General features: G+C 33.2%; 13 protein-coding genes and 2 tRNA genes. 11 read left to right on the top strand and 4 right to left on the bottom strand.

From position 1 onward, the window contains the following. Positions 1-44 precede the first annotated feature (44 nt). On the bottom strand, positions 45-698 hold the full coding sequence (locus ACFOWM_RS04430) for a LolA family protein (RefSeq protein ID WP_379707470.1): 654 nt from the start codon (positions 696-698) through the stop codon (positions 45-47). A gap of 154 nt (positions 699-852) precedes the next feature. Here ACFOWM_RS04430 and mutS point away from each other — a divergent pair, with 154 nt between their 5' ends. Beyond that, a complete protein-coding gene (gene mutS / locus ACFOWM_RS04425) occupies positions 853-3,477 on the top strand; it encodes a DNA mismatch repair protein MutS (protein WP_379707469.1) in 2,625 nt (874 codons plus the stop codon). A 105-nt stretch (positions 3,478-3,582) separates the two neighbouring features. Continuing rightward, positions 3,583-4,479, top strand: coding sequence for a cyanophycinase (locus tag ACFOWM_RS04420; protein WP_379707468.1), 897 nt, complete (start codon positions 3,583-3,585; stop codon positions 4,477-4,479). Between the two features lie 33 nt (positions 4,480-4,512). Here the strand turns inward: ACFOWM_RS04420 and tyrS are convergent, their stop codons facing one another. Continuing rightward, positions 4,513-5,793, bottom strand: a complete 1,281-nt coding sequence (tyrS, locus tag ACFOWM_RS04415; protein ID WP_379707467.1) for a tyrosine--tRNA ligase — start codon at positions 5,791-5,793, stop codon at positions 4,513-4,515. Between the two features lie 268 nt (positions 5,794-6,061). On the opposite strand from tyrS, the gene ACFOWM_RS04410 reads away from it, so the two are divergent. From ACFOWM_RS04410 to ACFOWM_RS04395, 4 genes are all read left to right on the top strand, one after another. Next, the gene (locus tag ACFOWM_RS04410; RefSeq protein ID WP_379707466.1) at positions 6,062-7,168 is read left to right on the top strand and encodes a putative type IX sorting system protein PorV2; all 1,107 of its coding nucleotides are present in this window, start codon (positions 6,062-6,064) and stop codon (positions 7,166-7,168) included. A 22-nt stretch (positions 7,169-7,190) separates the two neighbouring features. Continuing rightward, positions 7,191-12,260: a putative type IX secretion system sortase PorU2 gene (gene porU2 / locus ACFOWM_RS04405; protein WP_379707465.1), complete on the top strand. Its 5,070-nt coding sequence runs from the start codon at positions 7,191-7,193 to the stop codon at positions 12,258-12,260. Between the two features lie 69 nt (positions 12,261-12,329). Continuing rightward, entirely contained in the window at positions 12,330-14,186 is a 1,857-nt protein-coding gene (hscA, locus tag ACFOWM_RS04400; protein WP_379707464.1) for a Fe-S protein assembly chaperone HscA, read from the top strand. Further along, entirely contained in the window at positions 14,183-15,316 is a 1,134-nt protein-coding gene (locus ACFOWM_RS04395) for a hypothetical protein (RefSeq protein WP_379707463.1), read from the top strand. The genes hscA and ACFOWM_RS04395 overlap by 4 nt, the downstream gene beginning before the upstream one ends. Here ACFOWM_RS04395 and ACFOWM_RS04390 read toward each other — a convergent pair. Both ACFOWM_RS04390 and ACFOWM_RS04385 read right to left on the bottom strand, forming a co-directional pair. Next, a complete protein-coding gene (locus tag ACFOWM_RS04390; protein ID WP_379707462.1) occupies positions 15,308-16,438 on the bottom strand; it encodes an acyltransferase family protein in 1,131 nt (376 codons plus the stop codon). The two genes, ACFOWM_RS04395 and ACFOWM_RS04390, sit on opposite strands and share 9 nt — an antisense overlap. Positions 16,439-16,531: 93 nt before the next feature. Continuing rightward, positions 16,532-17,119, bottom strand: coding sequence for a riboflavin synthase (locus ACFOWM_RS04385; RefSeq protein ID WP_379707461.1), 588 nt, complete (start codon positions 17,117-17,119; stop codon positions 16,532-16,534). 93 nt (positions 17,120-17,212) lie between these two features. Here ACFOWM_RS04385 and rpsU point away from each other — a divergent pair, with 93 nt between their 5' ends. From rpsU to ACFOWM_RS04360, 5 genes are all read left to right on the top strand, one after another. Further along, positions 17,213-17,407: a 30S ribosomal protein S21 gene (rpsU, locus tag ACFOWM_RS04380; protein WP_379707460.1), complete on the top strand. Its 195-nt coding sequence runs from the start codon at positions 17,213-17,215 to the stop codon at positions 17,405-17,407. 67 nt (positions 17,408-17,474) lie between these two features. Beyond that, positions 17,475-18,377, top strand: a complete 903-nt coding sequence (locus ACFOWM_RS04375) for a tyrosine-type recombinase/integrase (protein ID WP_379707459.1) — start codon at positions 17,475-17,477, stop codon at positions 18,375-18,377. 128 nt (positions 18,378-18,505) lie between these two features. Continuing rightward, on the top strand, positions 18,506-18,805 hold the full coding sequence (locus ACFOWM_RS04370; protein WP_379707458.1) for an HPF/RaiA family ribosome-associated protein: 300 nt from the start codon (positions 18,506-18,508) through the stop codon (positions 18,803-18,805). Between the two features lie 191 nt (positions 18,806-18,996). Then, positions 18,997-19,069 (top strand) — tRNA-Thr (locus ACFOWM_RS04365). 51 nt (positions 19,070-19,120) lie between these two features. Then, positions 19,121-19,203 (top strand) — tRNA-Tyr (locus ACFOWM_RS04360). Positions 19,204-19,312 lie beyond the last annotated feature (109 nt).

Below are 19,312 nucleotides of genomic sequence, written 5' to 3'. Positions count from 1 at the left end.
CTATCAGTAATGATAGCGTTTTTTATATAAAGGTTTTTAAAAGATTATCGTAAATCAACTACTTCAACACCTGGGTATTTTTTAGCATCAAATACAAAAGTAGCATCTGTAACTGCTGCATTTGGGGTTAAGCTTGTGGTGCTGTAAGTATATTTATTGCCTGTTTTTTCATACAATTTAGTGGTGTTGATAGCATTTTTATCAACGTATAACAAAATCTTAAAAAATGGTTTTGTTTTATCTATAGGTGTTAATTCAATTTCATTAACATTTTTTGTAGTACCATTTAATTTGTATAAAAAATCTTTATCGTAAAAATTAGTAAATAATTTTTGTGGTGTTATGCTATTAGCAGAAGGATCAATTTTATTGATGGTTACTTCGTTCGCTAATTTGTCATACGTCCATACATTGCTACCATCGCTAAAAATCTCTTGTCCGGTTACACTAATTCTATATTTCGTTCCTTTCATGTAAACAGTACCTGTTTTATTACCTAAAGTTTTACCTGCATTATTTTCAATTTTTAATGCAAATTTAGCTTGTACTGTTTTGTACGATTTAAACTTAGCACTTACTGCATCTAAAATCTTTTTAGCATTAGGGTCGTTAGTGCCCATACCTTTTGGTACTTGTGCTTGCACATTTAATGCTAGGGTTGTAGCCGCTATCAATAGGGTACCTATTTTCTTAATCATGTATTTTAATTTTTGAGTTGCAAAGATAGGTAATAGACCCACTGATGTTGCTATGGTTTAAATCATTTTTGCTAGGGTTATGTTAATGCTTATAGGTATAATCTGTTAATAAAATGGTGGTACAACTACTGTAAAATCAATATTTTTGTCGCTTATGGCAAAATCGGCAACAGAAACGCCACTCATGCAGCAGCACAATAGCATCAAGGCAAAATATCCCGATGCTATATTGTTATTTAGAGTGGGTGATTTTTACGAAACTTTTGGGCAAGATGCTGTCATTGCATCGCAAGTATTAGGCATAACTTTAACCAAGCGAAACAACGGCAATGCCGCTTCAGCTGAATTGGCTGGTTTTCCTCACCATGCCATGGATACCTATTTGCATAAGCTGGTGAAAGCAGGTTATAGGGTAGCTATTTGCGATCAACTTGAAGACCCTAAAGCTACAAAGGGTATAGTAAAAAGGGGTGTAACCGAATTGGTGACACCAGGTGTGGCCACCAGCGATAAATTATTAGAACATAACAGTAACAATTTTTTGGCTGCATTACATTTTGCTGATCATATTACAGGTATTGCGTTTTTAGATATATCAACCGGTGAGTTTTTTGTGGCAGAAGGTGACAAAGAATACACTGATAAACTGTTACAAAGTTTACAACCTGCGGAAGTTATTTTTCAACGCAACAAACAAAAGTTTTTTAAAGAAAATTACGGCGTTTCTTTTTTTACCTACAGTTTAGATGAATGGATTTTTGCTGATGTTTATGCCAACGAAATTTTATTAAAACATTTTGGAACCCATAGTTTAAAAGGCTTTGGTACAGATGGTTTAACCGCAGGTATTATTGCTGCTGGGGCTATTTTACACTATTTAAAAGATACGGAGCACCCTAACTTACAGCACATAACATCTTTACAACGCATTACAAAAGAGGAGCATTTGTGGATGGACCGCTTCACTATTCGTAACCTTGAGTTGGTAGGGCCTAATGAAAATAGTTGCTTGTATAAAATATTAAACAACACTGTTTCACCAATGGGGGCAAGGCTTATGAAACGTTGGTTGCTTATGCCGTTAAAAGATATCAATAAAATAAATGAACGCCTACAAACTGTTGCTTATTTTATTAAAGATGTAACGCTCAAAAACGAAATAACAAAAAGCATTAAACAAGCTGGTGATGTAGAGCGTTTGGCTGCAAAAGTGCCTTTAAAAAAAATAAATCCGAGAGAAGTATTGCAAGTAGCTAAAGGGTTACAGCAAACAAAAATTATAAAGGCTTTTTGTGAAGCATCTAACAACGAGTATTTAAAAAGATTGGGTAATTCGTTGAACCCTTGTGATTACATTTTACAGAAAATTATTACAGAAATAAATGAAAATCCTCCTGCAGCAGCAAATAAAGGTGGACTTATAGCAACAGGTATACATGCTGAGTTAGATGAACTGAGGGCTATAGCAAGCGGCGGTAAAAATTATTTGTTAGAGTTACAGCAAAAAGAAGCACAAGCTACAGGTATATCATCACTCAAAATAAGTTTTAATAATGTGTTTGGTTATTATTTAGAAGTAACCAACCTCCATAAAAATAAAGTACCCGAAACGTGGATACGTAAACAAACTTTGGCCAGTGCTGAACGTTATATTACGCCAGAGTTAAAGGTATATGAAGAAAAAATTGTTGGGGCAGAAGATAAAATTTTTGAAATAGAAACACAATTATTTCAAGCCTTGTTACATGAACTGCAAGATTTTATTGCTCCTATGCAAGTAAACGCACATGTAATGGCCATTATTGATTGTCTTACTTGTTTTGCCAACAATGCTTTACAATATCAATACCATCAACCTACGCTGCATGATGGTTTTGAATTGTCGTTAAAGGAAAGCAGGCACCCTGTTATTGAACGCAACATTCCAGTTGGCGAAGTTTATATCACTAATGATATTTTGTTAGATAATGCGCAGCAGCAACTCATTATTTTAACAGGCCCTAACATGAGTGGTAAAAGTGCCATACTAAGGCAAACAGCCCTTATAACTTTAATGGCGCATATGGGTAGTTTTGTGCCTGCAACCAGCGCAAAAATTCCGCTGACAGATAAGATTTTTACAAGAGTAGGTGCATCAGATAATATTGCAGGTGGCGAAAGTACTTTTATGGTTGAAATGAATGAAACCGCCAGTATCATCAATAATTTAACAGATAGAAGTTTGATTTTATTAGATGAAATTGGCCGTGGTACTTCAACGTATGATGGTATTTCTATAGCATGGAGTATTGCAGAATATATTCATCAGTCCATACATGCACCAAAAACATTGTTTGCAACACATTACCATGAGTTAAATGAACTTGAAAATAAATTTGAACGCATTAAAAATTACCATATAACTAACAAAGAAATCGGTAATAAAATCATCTTTTTACGAAAATTGGCCCCAGGTGGTAGTACACATAGCTTTGGTATACATGTGGCACGAATGGCAGGCATGCCGCCTGCATTAATTGAAAGGGCCAACGAAATTTTACTGCAACTTGAGCGTAAGAACGAAGGTGAAGTAACACCAGAAAAAGGGGTAGCTGCTACGGCCGATATATCAAACAAAGTAAAAGCCCTTACAATGCCAAAAATGCAACTCAATATTTTTGATGCCCATAGTATTACTTTTGAAGAAATCAGAACCATATTGGCAACAGTAGATATCAATAGATTAACCCCTGTAGAAGCATTGTTAAAGCTGCAAGAAATTAAAGAAAAAGTTAATTGATGTTGTAACAGTAAAAAAACAACCACATATACACATTAGGTTGATAACAATAACTTAATATGTGTCTTATTGTATTATTTTTGTATCAACCACAATTTAAAGTGCATGCAAATTGCAAAAGGAAAATTGCTAGCCATTGGCGGAGCAGAAGATAAAGGTACAGATTTAGAAACTGGCCAAATTCACAGAAATAACCTCAATTTTTTTGAACTGGGTATTCTTCGCAGAATTGTTGAAGAAATTGGTGGGCAAGATAAACGTATTGAAGTTGTAACCACCGCAAGTATGATACCTTTAGAGGTGGGTGATAATTACTTAAGCGCTTTTGGTAAAATAGGTTGTAAAGATGTTGGTTTAATGCACATTCGTAACCGTGCCGATGCAATGAATGAAGCGTATTTAGATAGACTTCGTACATGCGATGCCGTTATGTTTAGTGGTGGTAATCAATTAAGGTTAACGAGTACATTTGGAGGCACTACATTTTTACAAATAGTATTACAACGTTATAATGATGAGCCTCAATTTTTAGTAGCAGGTACATCCGCAGGTGCAATGGCTATGAGCAATACCATGATATATGAAGGTAATGCCGCTAAAGCACACTTAAAAGGTGAAGTAAAAATTACCACAGGGTTAGGGTTTATGGATGATGTTATTTTTGACTCTCACTTTGAAAAAAGAGGTCGCTTTGGTAGGTTAGCACAAGCTATATCAAGCAACCCATCATGCATTGGTATTGGCTTAGGTGAAGATACGGGTGTACTTATTATTGATGGTAATAAAATGGAAGCAATTGGCAGTGGTTTGGTAATTATTGTTGATGGCCATGATATACGCCACAGTAATATTGCCGACATACCCGATGGTTGCCCCATCAGTATTGAAAATATGAAAGTGCATTTTTTAGAGAAAGGTAATGGTTACTTAGCCAACGAACGTATTTTTATGGTAGAAGCTTATGAAGGTGCTTTAACCAATAAACAGGTTGATGTAGAATAAAGAAAAGGCTCGAAACAATTTCGAGCCTTTTCTTTATTCTATGGTTATTAAATAATATTGCTTTTTACCTTTTTGTACCAACAAAAACTTTTGGTGTAGCAACTGTGCTGTATCAGGTTTGTATAGTGGGTTATCTAATTTAACCCTGTTGATACTTACACCACCATTGGTAATCATTTTTCTGGCTTCTCCTTTACTTTCAAAAATGCCCAATTCGGCAAAAAGTGTTGTCACATCAATGCCTTCATCAAACCTAGCTTTTGATACACTAAATTTTTTAATGCCTTGTATATTGTTTAAATCTGCTTCGCTTAAACTTTCAATTGGTGCGTTTTGATTGCTAAATAATTTTTCAGTAGTAGCTACGGCTTCATCAAAAGCTGCATCGCCATGTACAAAAATAGTGAGCTCTTTTGCCAATGCTTTTTGTAATAACCTATTTGAGGCATCAACAGCATGTTCGCAAATTAATTGCTCAATAGTTGCTTTATCAAGAAACGTAAAAATTTTAATCCAATTTGCAGCATCTTCATCAGAGGCATTCAACCAAAATTGGTAAAATTGAAAAGGAGATGTTTTAGTAGCATCTAACCAAACATTGCCCTGCTCCGATTTACCAAATTTTGTACCATCAGCTTTTTTAATGAGCGGACAAGTAAATGCAAATGCCTCACCAGCATCTTTTCTTCTTATTAATTCAGTACCAGTTACAATATTACCCCATTGGTCACTACCGCCCATTTGTAATTTACAATGCATGTTTTTATGTAACCAATAAAAATCGTACCCTTGTACTAATTGATAGGTAAACTCTGTGAAAGACATACCACTTTCACCCTCTAGGCGTTTTTTTACACTATCTTTCGCCATCATGTAATTAACGGTGATATGTTTACCAGCGTCTCTAATAAAATCTAAGAAAGATATGCCTTTGAACCAATCGTAATTATTTACCATTACAGCGGCATTGGGTGCTGTACTTTCAAAATCTAAAAACTGGGCCAATTGTTTTTTTATACCAGCTACATTATGATGTAACACTTCTTCACTCAACATATTTCTTTCTTGGCTTTTACCGCTAGGGTCGCCAACCATACCGGTGGCACCACCTACCAAAGCAATTGGTTTATGACCAGCTTTTTGTAAGTGAACCAATAATAAAATGGGCACTAAACTGCCAATGTGTAAACTGTCTGATGTTGGGTCGAAGCCAATATAACCTGTCGTAATTTCCTTATTTAATTGTTCTTCTGTACCGGGCATTATATCTTGTAACATGCCTCTCCATTTCAGTTCTTCTATAAAAGCGTTCATCTAAAGTGTAAAATTTTTGGGTAAAAATAAGTTGCTTCATCGTAAAATAGGTTTAAAAACGCCATTTTGATTGGTATTTCATTAAATTTTTACCAATTGATGTACTAAAACAACATTTTATACGTCTTTAGCATCTAACATTACGTAAATATTGAAGTGTAATACCACTGTTTTGTATATATTTGAGTATCGAAACCCTAAACTAACGCAGTTTCCATATCTCCTTCAAAAACACTGGTTATTATTTTGTGTACCAAATTTTAATTGTATGAGAAAAAGCTTTATTGCTTTCGTTATAATATTTTTCATTAGTGATAGTTCAGTAAATGCACAATTCCGTAAATACTCAAACGAATTTTTGAACATAGGCGCTGGTGCAAGGGGCTTAGGTATGGGAAGTGCTCAAATAGCATCTGTTAATGATGCTACGGCAGGTTATTGGAACCCAGCAGGTCTTGCTCAAGTAAAAAATAATACGGCTGCAACTATAATGCATGCAGAGTATTTTGGTGGTATTGCAAAGTATGATTATGCAGCAGCTGCTATTCCTATTCAAGATAATAAACGCACTTTAGGTTTATCGCTTTTGCGATTTGCGGTGGATGATATTCCCAATACATTATTTTTAGTGGAGCCAGATGGTAGTGTGAATTACAATAATATACAATCCTTTTCATCAGCAGATTATGCAATGTTGTTATCGTTTGCACAAACTATTAAAGAAAACGACAATTACACATTAAACGCCGGTTTAAATGGTAAAGTAATTTATCGAAAAGTGGGCAAATTTGCCAATGCTTGGGGTTTTGGTTTAGACGCTGGCATACAAATGAAAAGCGATAAATGGAGCCTTGGTTTAGTGGCTAAAGATGTAACCTCTACTTTTAATGCTTGGACATTCAAATTTACCGACAGAGAAAAAGAAGCCCTCTATTTAACCAATAATGATATACCAGTAAAATCAACCGAGTTAACAGCGCCTCGTTTAGCACTCGGTGGTGCGTACAGATTTGATATTTCTGAAAAATTTAGTTTACAAACAGAAGCTAATGTAGATGTTACTTTTGATGGAAAACGTAACACCGTCTTCAGTACTAATACCGTAAGTGTTGACCCTCATGTTGGGCTTGAAGCCGCTATTAATAATGCTTTTTTTGTAAGAGCTGGTGTCACCAATTTTCAAAGAGCATTATCAGATGGTGATACACTCAATCAAAAAAAAGTATGGATTTACCAACCAAGTTTAGGCGCTGGCTTTAAGGTTAAAAACGTAAATATTGATTATGCTTTTACCAACTTAGCAAATCAAAATAATCCATTATACACCCATGTAATTTCGTTGCGAATCATTTTTGCTAAAAAAGATGATCAATAAATAATTATAGAAACTGTTTATGATGAAAAAATGTATACTTCCTTTGTTGCTATTATTGGCTTTTACAACAAAAGCACAATTAAATAATAGTTGGATTGATTACAGCAAAACTTATTATAAGTTTAAACTAGGTACAGATAATATTTGTAGAATACCACAAACCACTATTGCAAATGCAGGGCTATCAGCCACCAATGCAGATCATTTTCAGTTATGGCGTAATGGTAAGCAAGTACGCTTATTTACATCAGTAAACGGCGTAGCGTTAGGCGCATCAGATTACATAGAGTTTTTTGGTGAAATGAATGATGGTAAGGCTGATGCAACTTTGTATAAATCACCTACATTTCAATTAGCAGATAGGTATAGTTTAGAAACTGATACTGCTACCTATTTTTTAACCGTAAATACAGCAGGTGGTAACCTTCGCTATATTACAGGTTTAAACAATATTACTGGCGCAACCAACCCCGATTTGTTTTTTATGCGAACCATTGATGTTTTTTATCGCAATCAAATTAATTATGGCTTTGGTAAAGATTTAGGAGAATATGTTTACTCATCAGCTTATGATATTGGGGAAGGGTACACATCATCAGATATATCAACTGGCGCATCTTTCACTGAAACTTTTAATAACTTAAATGTATATACAGCAGGCCCTGCAAACAGTGTAAATGTTACTGCCAAATTATTTTCTAATACCGATAATATTACAAGAACCGTACAAGTAAAGTTGAATAATAACATCATTAATTCAACTACTACAACCAACACAGCTGAGGTGATTGCTAATGTGCAAAATATGCCACTTACTAGTTTAACGAGTGCTAGCACGGCTACTGTAAATGTAGGTACCATCAATCAATCTAACCCAGCCATCAATGATAGGTTAGTAATAGCTACTTTGGGGTTAACATACCCTGCCACTTTTAATTTCAATAACACCAAATCATTTGCATTTGATTTGGCAGCAAGTGCTTCAGGTAATTATTTATTGATTGATAATTTTAATTATGGTACTACAGCACCTATTTTATATGATATTACTAACGGTATACGTTATGTGGGTGATGTAACATCAACCCCAGGTAAGGTAAAGTTTGTATTGCCAGCATCAACATTAGCAGTACGTAAATTTATTTTAAACAATGTTGAAGCTGCAAATATTATAACCATTAACAGCTTACAAAGCAGGGTGTTTTTCAATTATAATACTGCTGCAAATAGAGGCGATTATATCATTATTACTAACCCAGTTTTATTCAACGATGGCAATGGTAATAATCATGTTGAAACATTAAGGGCGTATAGAGCTTCGGCAAACGGTGGAGGTTATAATGCAAAAATTGTTGATGCAAATGAGTTAATTGATCAATTTGCATTTGGTATAAAAAACCACCCTGCTTCCATAAGAGATTTTGTAAGGTTTATGGATCAGCAATATCCTATTAAGCCTAAATACATTTTTATAATTGGTAGAGGGGTTGCTTATAATGAAGCTAGGCCGCAAGAAAACAATCCTATTTTACCTAAAATAAATTTAGTGCCTTCGTTTGGTTGGCCAGCTTCTGATATTTTATTGGTATCGCAACCAGGCACCGTTTTACCTATTGTACCTATAGGTAGGTTAGCTGCCATAAATGGTTCAGAAGTGGGTACGTATGTTCAAAAATTATTGCAATATGAGCAGGTGCAACGCACGGGTAGCCCGTTAATAAATGATAAGGAGTGGATGAAAAATATGATTCATATTATAGGTGGTAAAACACAAGATGAATCAAATTTATTATCATTTTATATGAACCAATGGAAAGATTTAGCAAAAGATACTTTAATGGGTGCACACGTTGAAACGTTTATTAAATCATCATCGGCAACTACACAACAAATTAATAGTGCACGTATTACTGATTTAATAAATGGAGGAGTTGGTTTTATTGGATATTTTGGTCATTCATCTGCTACCACATTTGAGTATAATTTAGCAGATCCTGCTGTTTATAATAATGTAGGTAAGTATCCTTTTTTTGAGGCTAGTGGTTGTACAGCAGGTGATTTTTATACTTTTGATCCGCAACGTTTAAATGGTAACTTGTCTATTTCTGAAAGATATATTTTTGCCAATCAACGAGGTAGTATAGGCTTTTTAGCTGATACACATTTCGGAATACCATTCGCTCTCAATAATTATAATTTACAGTTTTATAAAAACTTTTCATTGTTACAATATGGTCAGTCTGTAGGTAACCAACTAAAGGCTGTAATAGGAATATCAGATGGCTTAAATCCTAATGTAGATTACTATACAAGAATTCATTTAGAAGAAATCAATCTTCATGGTGACCCTGCAATTAAAATAAATAATTTTGATAAGCCTGATTATGTTATAGAAGATCCATCTATAGTAATTTCTCCAAGCATCATATCAATTGCAGATGCTTCTTTTAACGTAAAAGTTAAAATGCAAAATTTAGGAAGGGCGGTAAACGATTCAATGAGGGTTTATGTAAAAAGATTAAGACCTAACACTACTGTACCTGTAACCCTAATTGACACACTTATTCCGGCAATTAAATTGATAGATAGCTTAAATTTAAATGTACCAATAACACCATCTACAGATGTGGGTAATAACAGCATAATTGTGGAGTTAGATTATACTAACCGTATTGCCGAACTTTATGAAACTAATAATAAGATTACTAAAAATGTGTTGATATTTGAAGATAATATCCGACCCGTTTACCCATATGAATATGCAATTGTAAATAATCAAAACATCACATTTGCGGCTAGTACTGCCAACCCAATTGCTGTATCAAGAAATTACATAATGGAAATTGATACAACGACAACATTTAATTCACCTTTCAAAAAAGTTTACAATAAAACAAGCATTGGTGGGGTTATTGAGTTTACACCAACCAACCTCACTTTTTCTGACAGTACTGTTTATTATTGGCGTACTGGTAGTGCCCCAACCAATGGCAATAATATTGTATGGAATAATAGTTCATTCATATTTTTACCTAATAGCACACCAGGTTTTAACCAATCGCATTATTATCAAAATTTAAAATCTACTTATGATGCAATTAATATTGCTAGTGATCGCACTTTAAAGTTTGATACCTATACTTCAACAGTAAAAATTAAAAACGGCGTTTTCCCTACTTCAGGTACACAGGCAGAAGATTATCAAGTAGATATTGATGGTTCTACAAATATTCAAAGTTTATGTGGTGTTGCAAAAATTATCATTAATGCAATCAACCCATCTGATATGGAACCCAAATTTAATAATGTTGCAGGAGGGCCAGGTCAATTTGGAAGTGAACCAGTTTGTGCACCAGGCAATGGCCCGGGTCGTGAGTATAATTTTCAGTACAGTACATTGGACGTACTTTCAAGAAATAAGGCACGAGATTGTTTAGATTCTATTCCTAACGGTTATTATGTTATTGTTAGAAACGTATCGGGAGCTAACTATTCATTGGATACATATGCTGCACAATGGCAAGCCGATGGACCTAATTCATTATATACCAGATTGAAAGATGCTGGTTTTAATGATCTTGATTCATTTAACCGTCCACGAGCATTTAACTTTATTTATAGAAAAGCAAATAATTCATTTGTGCCAATGTCAATGTTTTCTGTTGACAGATTTGATAGAATAATTTTGGAAGCTGCTTGCCCAGCTATAAAAGGAGGTGGTACAATAACTTCTCCAATGTTTGGGCCAGCAAAAGCTTGGGATTATTTTCATTGGAGAGGAAAATCTCAAGAAATACCAACTGGAGATTCAATTGCATTTAATATTATTGGTGTTACGCCATCAGGTACTGAAAATGTACTTTTAACTGTGGATTCAACATTAAAAGATGTAAATATTTCAAGCATAAATGCCAACGTTTATCCTTATTTAAAAATTAAAATGATAAATGTTGATAAAAAAACAGCAACGCCTTACCAAGTAAGATATATAAGGTTGAATTACACACCAGTACCTGAGGGAGCTGTAGCACCTAATATTTTATTTACAATGAAAGATACGGTTGAGGTGGGAGAGCCTATTAACTTTTCAGTAGCTTTTAAAAATATTAGTCAGGTTAAGTTTGATAGTATGATGCGTATTAGTTTAAAAATACGTACCAATAACAATGTTGATAGTATCATCAACTTACCTCGAGGCAAAATTTTAATTGCTGGCGATACACTTAAAGCATCGTACACCATCCCAACTCAAAATTATTTAGGTAATAATACTTTAATTGTTGAGTTTAATCCAAACAGAGATCAACCAGAGCAGTATTTGTTTAATAATATTTTATACAAAAACTTCTTTGTAAAAAATGATCCTTTCAATCCAATTTTAGATGTTACGTTTGATGGGGTGCATATTTTGAGTAGAGACATTGTTGCATCAAAACCCAATATCTTAATAAAATTAAAAGATGAAAACAGGTTTTTAGCTTTAAAAGATACGGCGCTGTTAAAAGTACAATTGCGTTATCCTGATCAAACATTGCGTAATTTCTATTTTAACAATGATACCATGCGCTTTATACCTGCAAATATTACAACGGGTGAAAATGCGGCTAGCATTGAGTTTAAACCATTTTTACCAGATGATGGTGAGTATGAGTTAATTGTTACGGGTAAAGATGTTTCAGGTAACTCAGCCGGCGCACTCAATTATCGTACTGTGTTTACCGTTTATAACAAACCTGCTATCAGTGAAATGCTCAATTACCCTAATCCATTCACCACATCAACAGCATTTGTATTTACACTTACAGGTAGCCAAGTGCCTCAAAATTTACGCATACAAATTTTAACCATAACGGGTAAAATTGTAAGAGAGGTAACCAAAGAAGAATTAGGGCCTATTCATATTGGAAGAAATATCACCGAATTTAAGTGGGATGGTACAGATATGTATGGTCAAAAATTAGCCAATGGCGTTTACATTTACAGGGTTATTACCAACCTCAACGGTAAATCGCTTGATAAGTATAAAGCTGATGGTGATAATACAGACAAATACTTCAACAAAGGGTATGGTAAAATGTACCTCATGCGTTAAATAGTTTTTATTTCCTTTTAAAGCCCTGCCTTGCAGGGCTTTTTTAATACTTTTGCAAAAAATAATACAATGGCAAAAATTGCAATCAATATAGCAACAGGTAGTTTACAAAAGGATGAAATTATTGTGGGGATTGATTTGGGTACTACCAATAGCTTAGTAGCTATGATACACCCCGATACTAAAAAAGCTGTAGCTTTAAAAGAGCATGATAGCAGTTCGTTGGTGCCATCAGTGGTTTACTTTGATCATAATGGTGGTGTTATAGTTGGTAATGAAGCAAAGGCGTTTTTAGAAACGGCTCCAGAACGTACCATATTTTCTGCCAAGCGTTTGTTAGGTAAAAATTATAACGACATCAAATCAAAAGCAGCTTTTTTTGCCTACAAAATAATTGATGAGGCAGATGATCGTCAAGTAAAAATTAAAATTGATGAGCAGTATTATTCACCAGTTGATTTGTCATCTTTAATTTTAAAAGAATTAAAAAAACGAGCAGAACATATTTTAAAAACACCCGTTAATAAAGCCGTTATTACGGTGCCAGCTTATTTTAACGATGCACAACGCCAAGCTACTAGAGATGCTGGTAAATTAGCCGGTTTAGATGTATTGCGTATTATAAATGAACCTACAGCGGCAAGTCTTGCATATGGCATTGGGTTACACCAACACGAAAGCGCCACCATTGCCGTATATGATTTAGGGGGAGGTACTTTTGATGTATCTATTTTACGCCTCAATGGAGGTGTGTTTGAAGTACTTTCTACCAATGGCGATACCTACCTCGGTGGCGATGATTTTGATAATGCTATTGTAGCGTTTTGGAAAGCTCAATATGGTTTTACGAACGAACAGTTAGCAACTGATGCATCGTTAGCCCAAACGTTAAGGTTACAAGCAGAAGCCGCCAAAAAGCATTTGTCTACCAACGAGCTGTTTGAAACCAATGTTAATGGTAAGTCGCTACAGATAACTATTACCCAATTTAATGAATTGATAAAAACAGCCATTGAAACCACCATTACCTGTTGTAAAAAAGCATTGAAAGATGCCGGCATAACAAAATCAGAAATTGATGAAATTATTATGGTAGGTGGCAGCACAAGGGTGCCATTGGTAAATGAAATGGTAGGTACTTTTTTTGGAAAGCCTGTAAACAATTCAGTTAATCCCGATGAGGTTGTGGCTTTAGGTGCCGCCATTCAAGCAGATATTTTAGCAGGAAATAATAAAGAGGTATTGTTGCTTGATATTACACCGCTAAGCCTTGGTATTGAAACTGCAGGTGAGTTAATGGATGTACTGATACCTCGTAACGCAAAAATACCATCATCCGCAGCAAGAGAATATACCACTCAGCTTGATGGACAAATGAATATGCGTATAAGTGTTTACCAAGGCGAAAGAGATATTGTAAAAGATAATCGATTGTTGGCTACCCTAAATTTAAAAGGTATACCGGCTATGCCTGCAGGTATGGCTAAAGTACAAGTGGCATTTATGATTAATGCTGATGGTATTTTAACAGTTAGAGCAAAAGAATTACGAAGCGGTGTTGAACAAAGTATAGAGGTAAAACCACAAATTGGTTTAGATGATAGTACAGTTGAGAAAATGCTCCTTGATTCAATGCAACATGCACAGGCAGATATAGCAGCAAGGGCATTAGCAGAAGCTAAAACAGAAGGCGAACAATTATTAAAAACCACTGAACGTTTTCTGCAAAAAAATGCTAATTTACTCATAGGTACTGAGTTGCATGATACAGCTGCTGCAATGCAAGCGTTGCAATTGGCCCTTACAATGGATGATAAAAATTTAGTGCAACAAAAAACCGAAGCCCTAAATGATATTTCAAGGCCATATGCTGAAAGAATTATGAACAATGCAGTTGGAGCTGCCATGAAAGGAAAAATAATATGATGCACTCATTATTATACTCTTTTAAAAATAAACAATTTACCATTGTATCAATTGTGTACTATGTAATTGCTTTTACTATACTTTTTTATTATGGTATAAACGATGATGGAGAAGCATTTAAATATTTACTTGATGGAAAAAGTATTGCAGAAAACAAAGGATTAAACTATGGAGAATTCAGCTATTTTTTCATCACTTACTCTATATTGCTTGCTTTTTTTATAAAATTAAAAATTAGTTTATGGGCAGTAGTAATTATACAAATTTTGCTTGCATACGTGGCGGCGTATTGTTTGTACAAGCTTATATTGCGTAAAGCCAATAATCATTTTTTGGCACTACTAATTTTCACTTGTTATTTATTTTGTTATCCTATTCAAAAATGGCTTTTCTTTATTTACTCAGAGGGAGTTTATACAAGTTTTGTAGTAATTGGGTTTTGTGTTTTTATGAAGTTAGTAGATGATTTTTCTTTCAAAAATGTATTCTTTTTCATACTGCTTACCATTGCAATAATTACTACAAGGCCAGTAGGTATTTTGTTTTTACTTGCTGTTTTTACCACTTTTTTAATTTATTGTTACATAAGCAAGCAACATAAATTGTTGCGAATATTAATATTAGCAGGGCTTATTATTTGCATAGCACTTTTAAACTCTCCAGTACGTTATTTTATTAACCCCGATTCATTAAAACGTATGGAAGTAATATGTATGGTACCACAAAAAAATATTACTGCTAGTTATAGTCAATATAATAGAGTTGGTTTAATGGGCGCTTTTAATGTTGTAAAAAATGATATTGGTGTTATAAATTTTTTAAAAGTTGGTATTAAAAAATTGCAATTGTTTTTTGGTTTAGTAAGACCCTACTATAGTTTGAAAAATAACATTTTTCTTGCTATAAATTGGTTGTTTTATCCTTTTGCAATCATTGGTATTTTCTTTTACAAAAAAAAAGAACTACTACTCATAAAAGTTTGCTGTATTTCAATGTTATTTTTTACAGCATTGAGTATTTTTATTACTTGTGATGATTGGTCTAACAGATTTATTGCTCCTATTTTTCCTTTTATAATTGTGTTAGCTGGTTTCGGGATCAATTTTTTGCGATGTAAAAAATTAGCTTAAGAGTGGCTTAGTTACTGGTTTTTGTTTCCATTTTAAAAATATACTTTCATAGTATTTAAAGCTTAAAAAACTTATAATCGTAACACTTAAAAAACTGAACATAATATTGAGTAATTGAATATGTTGTGTACTTAAATTAAAACCTAACTTCTTTGCAAATAAGTTGGTAGCAGAAAACATCGTTAAATAAATTGGCCAATGAAAAATATATAAGCCAAATGATATTTTTCCAAAAAATACCAACAACTTATTTGCCATGATTCTTTTAAGGAAATTATTGTTTTCATTTAAAGTAAAAATTAGCATACACCCATAAACAATTGCATTTAATGTAAAGCCTATTGTTACAAAAAAATAGTTTACTCTAAAAGTATTTTCATAAAATCCCCCAACCAGAATTGCAATTGTAGTAATTATTAAAATGTAGGGAATGCTTTTATAAAATTTGTTGAAGAACCCAATATTATTTAGTAAGTAAATCAACACACCAAATAAAAAACTATCCATTCTGTAAAAGCTGTTCCAATAAATTTTCAAAACATTCATTTCGCTATATATCATCATGTGTAAACATCTACTCACCGCAATAAGGGCAATAGCTAATATTGTGCATTGTAAAAGCTTTTTTTGATGTTTTATTATGAGTACATATATAGGAAACAATAAATAAAATTGTTCCTCTACAGCCAACGACCATAGGTGTGATAATTGATGTTGTGAAGGATTAAAAAACAAAATAAACAACCAATTGCACACAAACCCAAAAAATGCAACTGGGCGGTTTAATTGCTCACTAAAATTTTGTGTTTCATTTGATGCTAAAAAGTAATAGGCTAAATAAAATACTATAAGAAACGAAAAGTAAAGTGGAATAATTCTTAAAATACGGTTTAAATAAAATTTCCAAATTATTTTTTTGTCATCTAAAAAAGGAATGATTCTACCGCTTAATAGGTAGCCAGATAATATAAAAAAAAGATCTACTCCACTCCAACCGAAATCAAATACATAAAATCCTGTAAAATAGTGAAACAATATCACCATTAATATTGCAATACCTCTTAATCCATCTAAACAAACATTTCGAGAATTTTGAGTTTGTAATGCAGCTTTAGAAATCATAATGATGATAATGATTAAAATCTGTAATTATGGTAAAATATGTAAATGAATGTATCTTAATTTACTTTAAATATACAACGTTGTTAAAACTTGTTACTTTAAACTATTCATTCTATTTACATACTTCCCAATCATATCAAACTCTATATTTACCTGGTCGTTTAATTGTAGTTGGTGCATATTAGTATGCTCATATGTAAATGGTATAATGGCTACTGTAAAGCTATTTTTTGTAACATTAAATATGGTTAAACTAATACCGTTTAACGAAATTGAACCTTTTTCAATAATAAGTGGTGCAAATTTTTCATCTATAGTAATTACATACTCCCAACTACCATTTTTAGCTGTGTAGCCGGTGCATTTACCAACAGTATCAACATGGCCTTGCACAATATGGCCATCTAACCTACCATCAAAACGTAAGCATCTTTCAATATTTACTACTGTACCTACTTTCCATTGGCTAATATTGGTTTTAAGTAACGTTTCTGCTATGGCAGTTACTGTATACGTATCATCACTAATACTTTCAACTGTAAGGCAAACCCCACTATGGCTAACACTTTGGTCAACTTTTAGCTCATGTGTAATGGGCGTTTTTACTGTTAGCGTAACGTTGGTGTCTTTATTTTCTATAGCAGTTATAGTACCTAATTGTTCAATAATTCCTGTAAACATGGTGTAAATTTCGGAAATAGTTCATAAAATTTCTTTTTTTAAATATTTCTTTTATCTTTGCAATCCTAATTCACCAAAAGGGGGTATAATACAATGTTAATAATAGATTCTAAAGATTGCGAAAACATAGACAAGGCGCTAAAAAAGTACAAAAAGAAATTTGAAAAAAGTCGTACACTTTTACAATTAAGGGATAGGCAAGCTTTTACTAAGCCATCTGTTCGTCACCGTACTAAAGTGCTTAAAGCTATCTACAAGCAACAATTAGCTGCAGGTAAATTCGATTAATTTATTTTGTACATATATTTTTTAAAACTGATGATTGGTTTCACTAACTTTAATCATCAGTTTTTTTATGTCCATATCTCACTCAACATACCAACAACAATTTTTAGATTTTCTACAGTATCAAAAGCGGTATAGTTCACATACGATCACATCATATCAAAATGATTTAACGGCGTTTCATCAGTTTATTGCCAACCAATATCCACAAACAACTGTTGCACAAATTAAAACAGCTTACATCCGTACATGGTTGGCGCATTTGAAAGAAGCTGGTATTACATCAAAAACAATCAATAGAAAAATTGCTGCACTTCGTTCGTATTTTAAATTTTTATTAAAAAAAGAGGTGGTTCAGGTAAATCCAGTTGCTACCATTATTGGCCCAAAAGTTCCTAAAAGGTTACCACAATTTGTTGATGAATTGGCTATGAAAACACTCACTGAAACAGATGGCTATTCAGAAGGTTTTAAAGGATTAACAGAACAGTTAATCATTGCGCTGTTATATAATACAGGTATGCGTAAGGCAGAGCTTATAAGTTTATATGATTATAGTGTTGATTTTAGCAATGCTGCCATAAAATTATTAGGTAAAGGCAATAAAGAAAGGATTGTGCCCATTAGTTCAGCCATTGTTACATTAATTAAAAAGTATATTGGTGAAAAGAAAAAGTTATTTGGTAATACTGAAAACCCATATTTAATCGTTTCACAAAAGGGCACAAAAATTGATCCTAAAGAGGTATATAATGTTGTAAAAAAATATTTGTCGTTAGTAACTACTATTAATAAAAAAAGCCCTCACGTACTGCGGCATAGTTTTGCTACGCATTTAATGAACAATGGGGCTGATTTAAATGCAGTGAAAGAATTATTGGGGCATAGTAGTTTAGCAGCCACACAAATTTATACCCATAATAGTATTGAAAAGTTGAAAGATGTGTTCAATAAAGCACATCCAAAAGCATAGTTAAATTGTTATATAAATATTTGATTTTGTAAAGCCAATTTGTTAACTTGTAATTATAAATAAATTGTTATTTGCCTATGATGTAATTGTTACTTAATTATTTTTATTCACTCTTTTAAACAAAGGTTATGAACGTAAATATTCAAACAGTACACTTTGATGCCGATTCAAAATTGATCGCACATGTAGAAGGAAAAAGTTCAAAAATTGCACAATTCCATGATAGAATAACCAAAGTAGATGTATTTTTAAAACTCGATAACGTAGTACATAACATAAAAGATAAAATTGCCGAAATAAGGGTGTTAATTCCTGGCCATGAATTTTTTGTAAAGCATTCTTCAAAATCATTCGAAGAAAGTTTTGATAGTGCTTTAGATGCTGTCATTAATCAGATAAAAAGAAAAAAAGAAAAATTAGCAGCATAAAAATAAAAATTATAAAAGCCCGCAATTCAAGCGGGCTTTTACTTTTAAAAAAATGACTATTTTTTTTTAATATTTTTTTTAAAAAAAATCAATCAAAATTTGTCTGTTAAAAAAAAACGCCTACCTTTGCCTTCCGAAAAATAAGGGTACATAATTAATCCTTCTTTTTGAGAAGTTCTTTTGATTAATAAGCCGAAATAGCTCAGTTGGTAGAGCAACTGATTTGTAATCAGTAGGTCGCTGGTTCGACTCCAGTTTTCGGCTCAATAAAAGAAGTGTACAGGTTAACCTGTACCTTTTTTTTGGAGTTAATTTGGGCAGATGGCCGAGTGGTTAAAGGCGACAGACTGTAAATCTGTTCTCTCCGGAGTACGTAGGTTCGAAACCTACTCTGCCCACTTCAAGTAAAGCAACTACTTTGTATTGCGCTACTTAATAATGTTTTTGTTAAAACAAATTTATACCTAAATAAAAATCTTGTGTTTTTGTTTGGGTTAGTTCTTTAAA

It is taken from the genome of Ferruginibacter yonginensis (assembly GCF_042651465.1).
GTDB lineage: Bacteria > Bacteroidota > Bacteroidia > Chitinophagales > Chitinophagaceae > Ferruginibacter > Ferruginibacter yonginensis.
Note: the sequence above shows the minus strand (reverse complement) of the source record. Positions and strands in the feature narration are given on the sequence as shown.

Coding starts and splice junctions, on each gene's coding strand:
- ACFOWM_RS04390 (WP_379707462.1), bottom strand. CDS start 16,438: ATGATTTCTAAAGCTGCATTACAAACTCAAAATTCTCGAAATGTTTGT.
- porU2 (WP_379707465.1), top strand. CDS start 7,191: ATGAAAAAATGTATACTTCCTTTGTTGCTATTATTGGCTTTTACAACA.
- hscA (WP_379707464.1), top strand. CDS start 12,330: ATGGCAAAAATTGCAATCAATATAGCAACAGGTAGTTTACAAAAGGAT.
- ACFOWM_RS04385 (WP_379707461.1), bottom strand. CDS start 17,119: ATGTTTACAGGAATTATTGAACAATTAGGTACTATAACTGCTATAGAA.
- ACFOWM_RS04370 (WP_379707458.1), top strand. CDS start 18,506: ATGAACGTAAATATTCAAACAGTACACTTTGATGCCGATTCAAAATTG.
- ACFOWM_RS04420 (WP_379707468.1), top strand. CDS start 3,583: ATGCAAATTGCAAAAGGAAAATTGCTAGCCATTGGCGGAGCAGAAGAT.
- ACFOWM_RS04430 (WP_379707470.1), bottom strand. CDS start 698: ATGATTAAGAAAATAGGTACCCTATTGATAGCGGCTACAACCCTAGCA.
- ACFOWM_RS04375 (WP_379707459.1), top strand. CDS start 17,475: ATGTCCATATCTCACTCAACATACCAACAACAATTTTTAGATTTTCTA.
- tyrS (WP_379707467.1), bottom strand. CDS start 5,793: ATGAACGCTTTTATAGAAGAACTGAAATGGAGAGGCATGTTACAAGAT.
- mutS (WP_379707469.1), top strand. CDS start 853: ATGGCAAAATCGGCAACAGAAACGCCACTCATGCAGCAGCACAATAGC.
- ACFOWM_RS04395 (WP_379707463.1), top strand. CDS start 14,183: ATGATGCACTCATTATTATACTCTTTTAAAAATAAACAATTTACCATT.
- ACFOWM_RS04410 (WP_379707466.1), top strand. CDS start 6,062: ATGAGAAAAAGCTTTATTGCTTTCGTTATAATATTTTTCATTAGTGAT.
- rpsU (WP_379707460.1), top strand. CDS start 17,213: ATGTTAATAATAGATTCTAAAGATTGCGAAAACATAGACAAGGCGCTA.